This window comes from Micromonospora globbae (assembly GCF_036184225.1).
In the GTDB taxonomy this organism is placed as follows: domain Bacteria; phylum Actinomycetota; class Actinomycetes; order Mycobacteriales; family Micromonosporaceae; genus Micromonospora; species Micromonospora globbae.
Window position 1 is genome coordinate 6,560,055 of record NZ_CP108084.1, and the last position, 12,099, is coordinate 6,572,153.

The 12,099-nt window shown below is 74.3% G+C and carries 15 protein-coding genes; 8 read left to right on the top strand and 7 right to left on the bottom strand.

Annotated elements, in window-relative coordinates:
* The first annotated feature begins 107 nt into the window (after positions 1-107).
* Genes OG994_RS30085 through OG994_RS30100 form a run of 4 tightly spaced genes read left to right on the top strand, consistent with a single transcriptional unit; the run spans position 108 to position 3,626 of the window.
* Complete coding sequence (locus OG994_RS30085; RefSeq protein WP_328851687.1) at positions 108-1,820, top strand: nitrite/sulfite reductase; 1,713 nt, start codon at positions 108-110, stop codon at positions 1,818-1,820.
* Positions 1,817-1,978, top strand: a complete 162-nt coding sequence (locus OG994_RS30090; RefSeq protein WP_192902156.1) for a hypothetical protein — start codon at positions 1,817-1,819, stop codon at positions 1,976-1,978. The genes OG994_RS30085 and OG994_RS30090 overlap by 4 nt, the downstream gene beginning before the upstream one ends.
* Positions 1,975-2,772, top strand: coding sequence for a phosphoadenylyl-sulfate reductase (locus OG994_RS30095; RefSeq protein WP_120329048.1), 798 nt, complete (start codon positions 1,975-1,977; stop codon positions 2,770-2,772). Before OG994_RS30090 ends, OG994_RS30095 begins: the two co-directional genes overlap by 4 nt.
* Positions 2,754-3,626, top strand: coding sequence for a sirohydrochlorin chelatase (locus OG994_RS30100; protein WP_407942556.1), 873 nt, complete (start codon positions 2,754-2,756; stop codon positions 3,624-3,626). Before OG994_RS30095 ends, OG994_RS30100 begins: the two co-directional genes overlap by 19 nt.
* Positions 3,627-3,725: 99 nt before the next feature.
* Here OG994_RS30100 and OG994_RS30105 read toward each other — a convergent pair whose 3' ends face one another.
* Positions 3,726-3,983 (bottom strand): WhiB family transcriptional regulator, encoded by a 258-nt coding sequence (locus OG994_RS30105; RefSeq protein ID WP_076472094.1) that lies wholly within the window; start codon positions 3,981-3,983, stop codon positions 3,726-3,728.
* A gap of 440 nt (positions 3,984-4,423) precedes the next feature.
* A complete protein-coding gene (locus OG994_RS30110; protein WP_328851688.1) occupies positions 4,424-5,374 on the bottom strand; it encodes a diacylglycerol/lipid kinase family protein in 951 nt (316 codons plus the stop codon).
* Positions 5,375-5,418: 44 nt separating this feature from the next.
* Between OG994_RS30110 and OG994_RS30115 the strand changes: the two genes are divergently transcribed.
* Positions 5,419-5,811 carry a hypothetical protein gene (locus OG994_RS30115; RefSeq protein WP_120329050.1) on the top strand — a complete coding sequence of 131 codons (393 nt, stop codon included), beginning with the start codon at positions 5,419-5,421 and terminating at the stop codon, positions 5,809-5,811.
* A 79-nt stretch (positions 5,812-5,890) separates the two neighbouring features.
* On the opposite strand, the gene OG994_RS30120 is transcribed toward OG994_RS30115, so the two are convergent.
* The 3 genes from OG994_RS30120 to sodN are packed head-to-tail and all read right to left on the bottom strand — an operon-like array spanning position 5,891 to position 7,250.
* Positions 5,891-6,298, bottom strand: coding sequence for an ATP-binding protein (locus tag OG994_RS30120; RefSeq protein WP_120329051.1), 408 nt, complete (start codon positions 6,296-6,298; stop codon positions 5,891-5,893).
* 32 nt (positions 6,299-6,330) lie between these two features.
* A complete protein-coding gene (locus OG994_RS30125) occupies positions 6,331-6,849 on the bottom strand; it encodes a GNAT family N-acetyltransferase (RefSeq protein WP_328851689.1) in 519 nt (172 codons plus the stop codon).
* The gene (gene sodN, locus OG994_RS30130) at positions 6,846-7,250 is read right to left on the bottom strand and encodes a superoxide dismutase, Ni (RefSeq protein ID WP_120329052.1); all 405 of its coding nucleotides are present in this window, start codon (positions 7,248-7,250) and stop codon (positions 6,846-6,848) included. Before sodN ends, OG994_RS30125 begins: the two co-directional genes overlap by 4 nt.
* An 82-nt stretch (positions 7,251-7,332) precedes the next feature.
* Here sodN and OG994_RS30135 point away from each other — a divergent pair, with 82 nt between their 5' ends.
* The 3 genes from OG994_RS30135 (at position 7,333) to OG994_RS30145 (ending at position 10,036) form a co-directional block, all read left to right on the top strand.
* Positions 7,333-7,683, top strand: a complete 351-nt coding sequence (locus tag OG994_RS30135; protein ID WP_120329053.1) for a S24/S26 family peptidase — start codon at positions 7,333-7,335, stop codon at positions 7,681-7,683.
* Between the two features lie 142 nt (positions 7,684-7,825).
* A complete protein-coding gene (locus OG994_RS30140; protein ID WP_120329054.1) occupies positions 7,826-9,004 on the top strand; it encodes an NAD(P)-dependent malic enzyme in 1,179 nt (392 codons plus the stop codon).
* A 69-nt stretch (positions 9,005-9,073) separates the two neighbouring features.
* On the top strand, positions 9,074-10,036 hold the full coding sequence (locus OG994_RS30145) for a zinc-binding dehydrogenase (RefSeq protein ID WP_328851690.1): 963 nt from the start codon (positions 9,074-9,076) through the stop codon (positions 10,034-10,036).
* 22 nt (positions 10,037-10,058) lie between these two features.
* On the opposite strand, the gene OG994_RS30150 is transcribed toward OG994_RS30145, so the two are convergent.
* A complete protein-coding gene (locus OG994_RS30150; RefSeq protein ID WP_328851691.1) occupies positions 10,059-11,027 on the bottom strand; it encodes an alpha/beta hydrolase family protein in 969 nt (322 codons plus the stop codon).
* A 105-nt stretch (positions 11,028-11,132) separates the two neighbouring features.
* On the bottom strand, positions 11,133-12,020 hold the full coding sequence (locus OG994_RS30155; protein WP_120329057.1) for an alpha/beta hydrolase family protein: 888 nt from the start codon (positions 12,018-12,020) through the stop codon (positions 11,133-11,135).
* Between the last annotated feature and the right edge of the window lie 79 nt (positions 12,021-12,099).

A 12,099-nucleotide genomic window follows, 5' to 3' on the forward strand; every position in this document is an offset into this window, starting at 1 on the left:
TCGGGCGCGCTCCGCGCCGGCTCTTCCGACATCGTCGTCTCCAGCCCGTCCTGACGGGCCGCCGTCGCGTACGCGCCCCCATCCAGGCCCCCACGGAGGACGCCGCGATGGCCGTCAGCACCGCTTCCACCCGTCCCGAGGACCCGACGACCCGTCCCGCGCGGGCACCGCGCCGCCCCCGCGGCGAGGGCCAGTGGGCGCTCGGCCACCGCGAGCCGCTCAACGCCAACGAGCGGACCAAGAAGGACGACGATCCGCTGAACGTGCGCGCGCGGATCGAGAACATCTACGCCCACCGCGGCTTCGCCGCCATCGACCCGGCCGACCTGCGTGGCCGGTTCCGCTGGTGGGGCCTCTACACCCAGCGCAAGCCGGGCATCGACGGCGGCCGTACCGCCGTGCTGGAACCGCACGAGCTGGAGGACGAGTACTTCATGCTCCGGGTGCGGATCGACGGCGGCCAGCTCTCCCTGGCCCAGCTGCGGACGATCGCCGACGTCTCCCGCGAGTTCGCCCGGGACACCGCCGACATCACCGACCGGCAGAACGTCCAGTTCCACTGGGTCCGGATCGAGGACGTGCCGGAGATCTGGCGGCGGCTGGAGTCGGTGGGCCTGCAGACCACGGAGGCGTGCGGCGACTGCCCCCGGATCGTGCTGGGCAGCCCGGTGGCCGGGGTGGCCGAGGCCGAGGTGGTCGACGCGACCCCGGCGATCGACGAGATCGTCCGCCGGTACGTGGGCAGCCCCGAGTTCTCCAACCTGCCGAGGAAGTTCAAGACCTCGATCTCCTGGTTGGTGGACACCCCGTACGAGGCGAACGACATCGCGTTCCTCGGCGTGGAGCACCCCGAGCACGGCCCCGGCTTCGACCTGTGGGTCGGCGGCGGCCTCTCCACCAACCCGATGCTGGCGCAGCGGCTGGGCGTCTGGGTGCCGCTCGCCGAGGTCCCCGACGTCTGGGCCGGCGTGGTCGGCATCTTCCGCGACTACGGCTACCGGCGGCTGCGCAACCGGGCCCGGCTCAAGTTCCTCGTGGCCGACTGGGGTCTGGAGCGGTTCCGGGAGGTGCTGGAGAAGGAGTACCTGGGCCGGGCGCTGCTCGACGGTCCCGCTCCCGAACTGCCCGGACGGCCGATCGACCACCTCGGCGTGCACCGCCAGCGCGACGGCCGCTGCTACGTCGGGGCCGCGCCGGTCGTCGGCCGGGTCTCCGGCGGGCAGCTCGCGCGGCTCGCCGACGTGGCGCAGGCGCACGGCAGCGACCGGGTACGCCTCACCCCGTACCAGAAGCTGCTGGTGCTCGACGTGGCGCCGGAGCGGACGGAGTCGCTCGTCGGCGCGCTGCGGGAGATCGGCCTGGAGGCCCGGCCGTCGGCCTGGCGGCGCGGCACGATGGCCTGCACCGGCATCGAGTACTGCAAGCTTGCCATCGTCGAGACCAAGGCCCGCGGCGAGGAGCTGGTCACCCGGCTCGAACAGCGGCTGCGGGACTTCGACGCGGACATCTCCATCCACCTCAACGGCTGCCCGAACGCCTGCGCCCGCACGCAGGTCGCCGACATCGGTCTCAAGGGCCAGCTCGTGATGGGCCCGGACGGGCGCCAGGTCGAGGGCTTCCAGGTGCACCTCGGCGGCGGCCTGGGCATGGCCGCCGGGCAGACGTCCGGCTTCGGCCGCAAGCTGCGGGGCCTGAAGACCACCGCCGAGGACCTTCCCGAGTACGTGGAACGGCTGGCCCGCCGCTACCTGGCGGGCCGGCGCGAGGGCGAGCCCTTCGCCCAGTGGGTGATCAGAGTCGACGAGGAGGAACTGCGGTGAGCGGCGAGAACCGAGCGGCACCCCTGTACTGCCCGTACTGCGGCGAGGAGGACCTGCGGCCGAACGAGTCGGGCCACGGCGCCTGGGAGTGCCACGCCTGCGCCCGCGTCTTCACGGTCCGGTTCACCGGGCTGCTCAGCCGGGCGGTGGCCCGGTGAGCGCCGCGCCCGCCCGCGACCGGAGGGGGGCGGCGAGCCTCGTGTCGGCGGCGGACCTCGGTCTGGTCGGGATCGGCGGCCCAGCGCCGGCCGACCCGGACCGGCGGGACCCGGAGGAGCTGCGCGCCCTGGCCGAGCAGGCCGGCCGTGAGCTGGAGGGTGCCCCGGCCCTGGAGATCGCCCGCTGGGCCGGGGAGACCTTCGGGGACCGGTTCTGCGTGACCAGTTCGATGGCCGACGCCGTCGTCGCCCACCTGGTGTCCCGCGTCGTGCCGGGGGTGGACGTCGTCTTCCTCGACACCGGCCTGCACTTCCCGGAGACGCTGCGGGTACGCGACGAGGTGGCCCGGACCCTGCCGGTGAACGTGCGGTCCGTCCGGCCGCGGCTCACCGTGGGCCAGCAGGACGGCCTCTACGGTCCCCGGCTGTTCAACCGTTCCCCGGACGACTGCTGCCAGCTGCGGAAGGTGGAGCCGCTGGAGCGGGCGCTCACCGGGTACGACGCGTGGGCCACCGGCCTGCGCCGCGACGAGTCGCCGACCCGGGCGAACACGCCGGTGGTCGGGTTCGACGCCCGCCGCGGCAAGGTGAAGGTCAACCCGATCGCGACCTGGACGCAGGCCGACGTGGACCGCTACATCGCCCGCTGGAACGTGCCGGTCAACGAGCTCTTCAAGCAGGGGTACGGCTCGATCGGCTGCTGGCCGTGCACCCGGCGGACCCGGGCGGGCGAGGACCCGCGCGCCGGCCGCTGGGCGATGTTCGAGAAGACCGAGTGCGGACTGCACGTCTGACCCGGCCGGTCCGCAGGTTCCCGGCCGGGGCGGCGGCGGGCGCCTGGGCCGACCCCGTGGTCCTGGTCGCGCACGGCAGCCGTGATCCGCGGGCTGCCGAGGCGACCCGGGCGCTGGTCCGGGCGGTGTCGGCCGCCCGGGTCGGCACCCCCGTGTCGGCGAGCTGGCTCGACCACACCGAGCCGGCGCCCGCCGAGGCCCTGCGGGCGCTCGCCGCGGCCGGGCACCGGCGGGCGGTGCTGGTGCCGTTGCTGTTCACCGCCGCGTACCACCGCCGCGTGGACGTGCCGGCAGCGGTGGCGGCGGCCCGCGAGAGCGCGCCGGGCCTCACCGTACGGGTGGCCGACGTGCTCGGCCCGACCGGCGACGAGGTGGACCCGGGGCTCCTCGCCGGCCTGCGGCGCCGGCTGGCCGAGGCGGACCCGGGCCGGTTCGACGCGCTGGTGCTGGCGGCGGCGGGCACCCGGGACGCCCGGGCGCGGGGCTCGGTGGGCCGGGTGGCCGCCGCGCTCGGCGCCGGTCTGGGTGTGCCGGTCCGCGTGTCGTACGCCTCCGCGGCGCCGCCGTCGGTGGATGCGGCGGTCGCCGGGCTGCGCGCCGACGGGGCGCGGAGGGTCGCGGTGGCCGCGTACTTCCTGGCCCCCGGCCTCTTCCACGACGCGGTGGCGGCGCAGGCGCGCGAGGCGGGGGCGGTGGCCGTGTCGGCCCCGCTCACCGACGCGCCGGAGCTGGCCGACCTGGTGCTGCGCCGGGTGGACGCCGCGCTGGGCGCGCCCCGGGTCGTCACGCCGGCGGCGGTCGGCGGCGCGGGGGCCGGTCGTGCGGCGGGTGGCGCGGGCCACGTGGCGGCATGACGCCGGTCGCGCCGCGCGCGGTGGTCGGGGCGACCGGGCCCGGACAGCAGAACGCCCCGCAGGGTGGTGACCCGGCGGGGCGTACGGCTGTGTCGGTGGTCAGGCGGAGTGAGCGCGCAGCACGCGGAGGCCACCGCGACGCTTGAGGGCGCGGCGCTCCTCCTCGCTCATTCCACCCCAGACGCCCGCGTCCTGACCCGACTCGAGCGCCCACTGCAGGCACTGGTCGGTTACGGAGCAGCGCCGGCAGACGGCCTTGGCCTGCTCGACCTGCAGGAGAGCCGGACCGGACGTCCCGATCGGGAAGAACAGCTCCGGGTCCTCGTCGCGGCAGACAGCATGGTGACGCCAGTCCATGGCGGCAACACTCCTCATTCTGGATGGGTGGCAGATCGTGCTTTGGTGCTTTTCCTATATGCGTCCGCAGCGCCGGTCGTGACGGTTCGCGTCCGACTATTCGGCAGTGCGTGAGCAGGCTGTTGGCCCCGGTGACCTGCTGGAAGAACCCGGCGGGCCGAGCTTGTCCAGGCAATGTCCCGGTAACTCAAGTTCGCTTGTGAATACTTTCACGAACTCACACAATGTCAAGGGTGACGCTCAGAAAAACTCCGCGCGGTGAGCAAGCCCACAACCCATTTGTCCGGGTTCCCGAGGTGTCTGGTTACCCGCAGTACCACAGTCGAGGATCAATATAGTACGGTCCACGTGACATTGCTGACATTTCCGGCACCTGCCCTTGGCGTGGCGGCCCCGCGTCCCGTACGGCGCCGCGGTCAACCTCTGGCAGTACCCGCGACCTAGCAGATTACTCTCAGTGCCGCAGGCACGGATGCAAATCTCACTTTCTCTCGCTCGCCCAGGTAGTCGCCGTCCAGCTGGAACGCCTGCGGGCGGCTCGCGAGGAGCGTGAACTCGGCGACGTCGTGCAGCCGCAGCACCTGCCGGCCGTGCGGATCGGGCCGCCGCGAGAAGAACTGGGTGACCGTCCGTGTCGTGCTGGGCACCCGGAGCTGCCGCAGCGCCAGCACGTCCAGGCCGAGGTCGAAGGAGGCGTCCGGGTTCGGGTTGATCTCCCGGTCGCCCAGGTACGTCCACGGCGCCGTGTTCTGGATGATCACCGTGGCCAGTTCACCCTCCACCGCCTCGCCGGGCCGCTCCAGGCGGATGGCCGGGTGCCGCCGGTCGGACGCCAGGAAGTACTGCTGGACCGTGGCGCGCAGGTACAGACTCGGGCTCGACACGCGCCCCCGGCGGCGGGCCTGCTCGACCCGGTGGATCACGGCGGCGTCCAGGCCGAAGCCCGCGCAGAACGTGAAGTAGCGGTCGTCGGCGCGGCCCAGCCCGATCGTCCGGTAGCGCCCCAGGCGGAGCGCCTCCAGGATCATGCTGGTCCCCTCCGGCCACTCGCGTGGCAGGCCCAGCGCCCGGGCGAAGACGTTGGTCGAGCCGCCCGGCACGGTGGCCAGCGCCGGCAACCGCTCGGCCGGCGGCAGCGCGTCCGGCCCGGCCGGGAGCTGCGCCGTCAGGAGACCGTTGACCACCTCGTTCACGGTGCCGTCACCACCGAGGGTGACGACCACGTCGACCCCCTCCTCGGCCGCCGTACGGGCCAGCGCGGTCGCGTGCCCGCGCCGGCGGGTGTAGCGCACGGTGAGGTCGACTTCGCTGCGCAGCGCCCGGACCAGCACGTCCCGGGCACGCTCGCTGGTGGTGGTGGCCTTCGGATTGACCACCAGGACGGCCCGCATGGGCGGCACTGTACTCCCCGGTAGCCCGGGTATCGTGGCGTCCCGTGACCACCGACTCCGACCCGATCCCCGTCACGCTCCGCTGGGCGGTGCGGCTGCTGCGCGGCGAGGCCGTCGCCGTGGGGCTGGTCGCCCTCTGGCTCGTCTGGGCCGACCTCACCGCCGAGACCACCGTCGGGCTGACCTCGGCGTTGCTGGTGACGGCGTTCGCGGTGGTCGGGGCGGTCGCGCTCTGGGCGCTAGGCGGCGCGCTGGCCCGCTGCCGGGCCGGCGCGCGAGCCCCGGCGATCGTGCTCCAGTTGATGCTGCTGCCGATCGGCTGGTACATGATCCAGGGCGGGCTCGGCTGGCTGGGCGTACCGCTCATGGCGCTCGGGATCGGGGTGAGCGCGCTGCTCGTGAGCCCCGCCACCAACCGGGCGCTCGGCTTCTCCTGACCGCCGGGCCGAGGCGCCGGTGGCGCGCCGGCACGATGCCGGCGCCGGGCCGCCGGCATTCGGCGCCCGGCCGCCGGGGTCAGTAGCCGGTGGAGCGGCGGGTCAGCAGCGAGATGGTGGCCCGCCCGTCGCCGGCCGTCGCGGACGCCGAGGTGGTCAACGCGGTGAGCACCTTCCAGGCGAAGGACGACTCCGCGGGAAGCGTGGCTCCGGGGACGGTCGGCACGGTCACCTCGACGGTCAGCGCGTCCTCGGTCACCGAGAACCGGCACTCCAGCTCGGCGTCGGGGGTGGCGATGGCCAACAACATCGCGCAGGCCTCGTCGACGGCGATGCGGAGATCCTCGATCTCGTCGAGGGCGAACTGCAACCGGGCCGCGAGGCCGGCGGTGGCGGTGCGGAGAACCCCCAGATAGCCGCCGTCCGCGGGCACGGTGAGGTGCACGACGTCGTCGTCGGTGGCCCGCTGGCCGGTCAGTTGAGTCACCACTCATCCCCCCGGTCGGGGACTCTACCCGCTCAGCCGCCCGGACGGGCGCGGGCGGGCGCCCGCGCGGCGAGCCGGTGGAGGGCCTCGCCGCTCAGCCGGTAGGGAAGCCACTCGGTCATCCGCTCGGCCCCGATGGCGGCGTAGAAGCCGGCCGCCGGATTCCAGTCGATCATCGACCACTCCAGCCGCCGGTAACCGCGTTCGACGCAGATGGCGGCGAGCGTGGCCAGCAGCATCCGGCCGGCGCCCGTGCCCCGCGCGGCCGGGCGGACGTACAGGTCCTCCAGGTGGATGCCGTGCACACCGGCCCAGGTGGAGAAGTTGAGGAACCAGAGGGCGAAGCCCGCCGGCTCGTCACGCCCGTCGACGGCCACGTGGCCGTACAGCGCGGGCGCCGGACCGAACAGCGCGGCCGTGAGCTGCTCGGCGGTGAGGTGGCACTGCTCGGGTGCGCGCTCGTACGCGGCCAGTTCGTGCACCATCGCGACGACGGCCGGCACATCCTCGGGACGTGCCGGCCGGATCGTCGGTGTGGCCCCGGGGGTCACGCCTTCTTGGTCTCCCAGAAGATCTTGGCGATCTCGTCGATCTTCTGCAGCAGCTGGTCGGCGGTGGCCGGGTCGAGGCTGCCCTTCACACCGCCGGAGCCGGCGAGCTTCGTGGCCTCGTTGAAGAGCTGGTGCAGCTGCGGGTACTTCTCGAAGTGGGTGGCCTTGAAGTAGTCCGTCCAGAGCACCCACAGGTGGTGCTTGACCAGTTCGGCCCGCTGCTCCTTGATGATGATCGCGCGGGTGCGGAACTCCGGGTCGGTGTTCGCCTGGTACTTCTCGCAGATCATTTTCACCGACTCGGCCTCGATGCGCGCCTGGGCCGGGTCGTAGACACCGCAGGGCAGGTCGCAGTGGGCGCTCGCCGTGACACGGGGCGCAAGGATGCGTGGAAGTCGCATCGGGATCCTCCATGGGAAGTTTGCGATGATCCAAGACGACATTACTCCTGGACCGGCTCCCCGACGGGCTGGAGGTGAAACCATGGGCCCCCGTCACCCGGCGGAGCCGCACCGGCTGCGGTGGCCGCTGACCGCCGTGCTCGTGACCGGTCCGTCCATGGCGCCGACGCTGCGGCACGGGGACGCCGTGCTCGTCCGTCGTGGCGGCCGTCCCGTCCGTCCCGGCGACGTGGTCGTCGCGGTCTTCCGGGCCCGTCCGGACCTGCTCGTGGTCAAACGCGCGGTGCGGCCGCAGGATGGCGGCTGGTGGTTGCGCGGCGACAACGACCTCGTGACCGACGACTCCCGGGCGTACGGCGTGGCCGACGTGCGGGGCCGCGTGGTGGCGCGCTACTGGCCGCGCCCCGGCCGGGTACGGTCGCGCCCGTTATGACCCTGCTCACATCCGGGGGGCACCTCCGACACTATGCTCGGAAAGTGCCCGGGTGACCCCCTGCACCGCGTGCCACCGCACGGCGCCCACCTCGCGCCCGAGCCGGCCGCCCCGTCTGCTCGACAGATTCCTGGAGTCACCAATGCCTTCGTCCACCGTGGACCCTGCCGATCCGGTCTTCCGGCTGCACCGGGGCGGCAAGATGGCCGTCGCCTCGACGGTGCCGCTCACCAGCCGGGAGGACCTGTCCCTCGCGTACACCCCGGGCGTGGCCCGGGTCTGCGAGGCGATCGCGGCCGACCCGGCCCTGGCCGCCGACTACACCTGGGCCTCGCACACGGTCGCCGTGGTGACCGACGGCTCGGCGGTGCTCGGCCTCGGCAACATCGGTCCCCGCGCGGCCCTGCCGGTGATGGAGGGCAAGGCCGTGCTGTTCAAGCAGTTCGCCGGCGTCGACGCCGTCCCGGTCTGCCTGGACACGCAGGACGTGGACGAGATCGTGGCGACCGTACGCGCCCTCGCGCCCTCGTTCGGCGGGATCAACCTGGAGGACATCAGCGCGCCCCGCTGCTTCGAGGTGGAGCGCCGGCTCGACGACGCGCTGGACATCCCCGTCTTCCACGACGACCAGCACGGCACCGCCATCGTGGTGCTCGCGGCGCTGCGCAACGCCGCGACGCTGCTCAACCGCAAGCTCGGCGACCTGCGCGTCGCCGTCAGCGGCGCCGGCGCGGCCGGGGTCGCGGTCACGAAGATGCTGATCGCCGGCGGGGTGGACCCCGACCGGGTGGTGGTCTGTGACTCCCGGGGCGTCATCGGCCGCCACCGGAGCGACCTGACCGGCACGAAGGCCGAGCTGGCCGCGACGACCAACGCCGACGGCCGCGCGGGTGACGTCACGGAGGCGTTGCGCGGCGCGGACGTGCTGATCGGCGTCTCCGGCGGGCAGATCCCGGAGTCGGCGGTGGCCGGCATGGCGCCGGGCGGCATCGTCTTCGCGCTGGCCAACCCGACGCCGGAGGTGCACCCCGAGGTCGCCGGCCGGCACGTCGCGATCGTCGCCACGGGCCGCAGCGACTACCCGAACCAGATCAACAACGTGCTCGCCTTCCCCGGCGTGTTCCGCGGCGCGCTGGACGCCCGGGCCACCCGGATCACCGACACGATGAAGGTGGCCGCCGCCGACGCCATCGCCGGGGTGGTGGCCGAGACGCTCACCGCCGAGGCGATCGTCCCGTCGCCGCTGGACCCGCGGGTGGCCCCCGCCGTGGCCGAGGCGGTCGCCGAGGCGGCCCGCCGCGACGGCGTCGCCCGCGCCTGAGGTGTGAAGGGGCCGCTCCCGCGCCTCGTGCGGGCCGGCCCCTTCTTAACGGGCGCTCAGCTTGTTACGGTGCCGACCATGCGTGCCGCCTTCGCCACCCGCTTCGACGACGCCAACCCGCTCGCCGCGCTCGCCGTGGGGGAGCGGCCGGAACCCGCGCACCCCGCCGACGACTGGGTGACCGTGCAGGTGCGGGCCAGCTCGCTCAACCACCACGACCTGTGGTCGCTGCGCGGTGTCGGCCTCACCGAGGCGCAGCTGCCGATGATCCTCGGCTGCGACGCCGCGGGCGTCGACCCGGAGGGGAACGAGGTGGTGGTCTACCCCGTCGTCCCCACCCCCGGTGACCCGCGCGGGATGTCCATCCTCTCCGAGCACTTCCCGGGGACCCTCGCCGAGCGCGTGGCCGTGCCACGGGCGAACCTGGTGCCGCTGCCCGAGGGGCTGACGCTGACCGACGCGGCCTGCCTGCCCACCGCGTGGCTGACCGCCTGGCGGATGCTCACCACCAAGGGGCGGGTGGACGAGGCCGAGGCCGTCCTCGTGCAGGGTGCCGGCGGCGGGGTCGCGACGGCGGCCGTGGCGCTCGCCGTGGCCATGGGCAAGCGGGTGTACGCGACCAGCCGCGACGCCGGCAAGCGGGAGCGGATCGCCGCGCTGGGCGCGACGGCCGTCGAGTCCGGCGCGCGGCTCCCGGAGCGGGTGGACGTGGTCATCGAGACCGTGGGCGCGGCCACCTTCGACCACTCGATGAAGTCGGCCGCGCCCGGCGCCCGGATCGTCGTCTCCGGGGCCACCTCCGGGCACGAGCCGAAGGTCAACCTGCGCCGCGTCTTCGCCATGCAACTGGAGATCGTCGGCACCTCGATGGGCACCCCCGGCGAGTTGTACGACCTGCTCGCGTTCTGCGCCGACCGGCAGGTCCGCCCGGTGGTCGACAGCGTGGTCCCGTTCAGCAAGGTCGAGGAGGCGTTCGCGCGCCTGCACGGCGGCGAGGTCTTCGGCAAGATCGTCGTCGACCACACGGCCTGACCCGGCGGCGCCCGCCGGCTGATCAGAGGTGGTCGTCGAGCGTTCCCAGGCCGCCGCGGGTGGCTTCGGTGGCGATGCGTCGCTTCGCCGCCGCGTCCCCGTAGAGCGACCAGCGGAGGAACTCGACGGTGGTGTCGGACACCACCCGCAGCGCGTCGCCGTCGGTGAGCAACGCCCGCCCGTGGTCGCCGCGGGTGAGGCTCAGCATCGCCTTCGGCCACGGCACCGCGTCGTACGCGGCCCGGCCCGCGGCGTAGTCGACCACCTCGTCCAGTTCGCCGTGCACGAACAGTTGCGGCGCCGCCGTACCGGCGAACGCCGTGCCCACGCCCAACGCCGTGCCGGCGAGGACGACGCCGGCGTCCAGCCGCTCGTCGCGCCCCGCCGTGAACAGGCCGATCGTGGTGACCCCGCCGGCCGAGTGCCCGGCCGCCGCCACCCGGTCGGTGGCCAGCCGGCCGCGCAGCGGGTCACCGGCCCGGTCGTTCAACGCCAGGACCCGCGTGAGCGCGTACGACACGTCGGCCGGCTGGTTGAGCACGTCGAGCACGTTGCCGTCGGCGCCCCGGGAGGTGTGCGGGAAGGTCGGCGCGGCCACCACGAAGCCGGCCGCCGCCCAGCGGGTGAGCAGGATCGCGTAGTCATCCGGCTCGGCGTCCAGGCCGTGGCTGAACATCACCACGGGGAAGGCGCCGTCGGCCGCCGTCGCCTCGCGCTCCGGTCCGCCTCCGGCCGGCCCGGCCGCCGGGTACCAGATCGTCACCGGCAGCGGCCGGTTGCCGTCCCGGTTCAGCTCCAGTTCGCGTACGCCGACGGCGAAGCGCGTCCGGGGGGCCGTGCCGGTGGTCGCCCGCGGCGCCGGCGTGGCGCTGACCGACGGCGTGCCCGGCACCGTCGCCCGCTCGGCGGTCTGCGCCTTCCCCGAGCAGCCCGCGAGACCGACCACGAGCAGGGCGGCGGTGAGCAGGGCGGCAGGGCGGCGACGGGACATGAATCCGATTGTGCCCGGCCGGAGAGACCGGTAACCCGCCGTCAGCGTTCCGGTGCGGTGCGGATGGCCCGCAGCCGGGCGAGGTCGGCGGCGTGATGCCGGGGGTCATTGGTCGAGGCGGGACTCGTAGCGGGTGAGGGCCGGTGCCCGGGCGTCGGCGGGCAGACGGCGAAGGGCGTCCGCGTCGCCGTAGAGGCTCCAGCGGAGGAAGTCGGTGGTGGTGGCGAGGACCTGCGCGAAACCGGGCCGTCCGGGCACGAGGTACTCGCCGTGGCCCTGGCCGAGCACGCTGAGGAACGCGGCCGGGCCCGTGGTACGCCGGAACGCCGCGCGGCCCACCGCGAGCGGCACCACCGGGTCGGCGGTGCCGTGCACGAACAGCAGCGGGGCGGGCGGCCCCGCGAAACTGCCGGCGATCCCCCCACCGGCGATGATCACGCCGGCCCGCAGCCGTGCCGCGTGCCCGGAGGTGAACATCCCCGCGGTGGTGAACCCGCCCGCCGAGTGGCCGGCCGCCGCGAACCGGGCGACGTCGAGATGCCCGGCCAGCGGGTCGCCCCGGCGCCCGTCCAGCCGCACCAGGTGCCGGATCACCCGCCAGCCGTCGGCCGGCTGGTGCCGTACGTCGGCCCGGGTGAACCGCGCCGCGCCCCGTCGGGTGTGCGGGAAGGCCGGAGCGGCCACCACGAAACCGGCGGCGGCCCAGCGGGTGGTGAGCCCGGCGTGCAGTTCGGGGAGGCTGTCCAGCCCGTGGCTGTAGACGACCACCGGGAACCGCCCGCGGGCGACCTCGCCGCCCTCCGCCGGATACCAGACGGTCACCGGAAGGGGGCGCGCCGAGCCCGGGTCGAGGGTGAACGTGCGCACGCCGACGGCGTACGTCCCCTCGGGCGCCCGGCGCGTCGCCGCCGGCGCCCCCGTCCCGGCGGCGGCCGGGGCGCAGCCCGCGAGCAGCGCCGTCGTCAGCACGGCCAGCAGCCGCCTCGCCCCCACGGTTACACGGTAGGGGTCCGGCGGCGGCCCACCGTCCGGCTTCCGCCGGCCAACCCGGTGGCCGGCAGCGGGTCCGCCG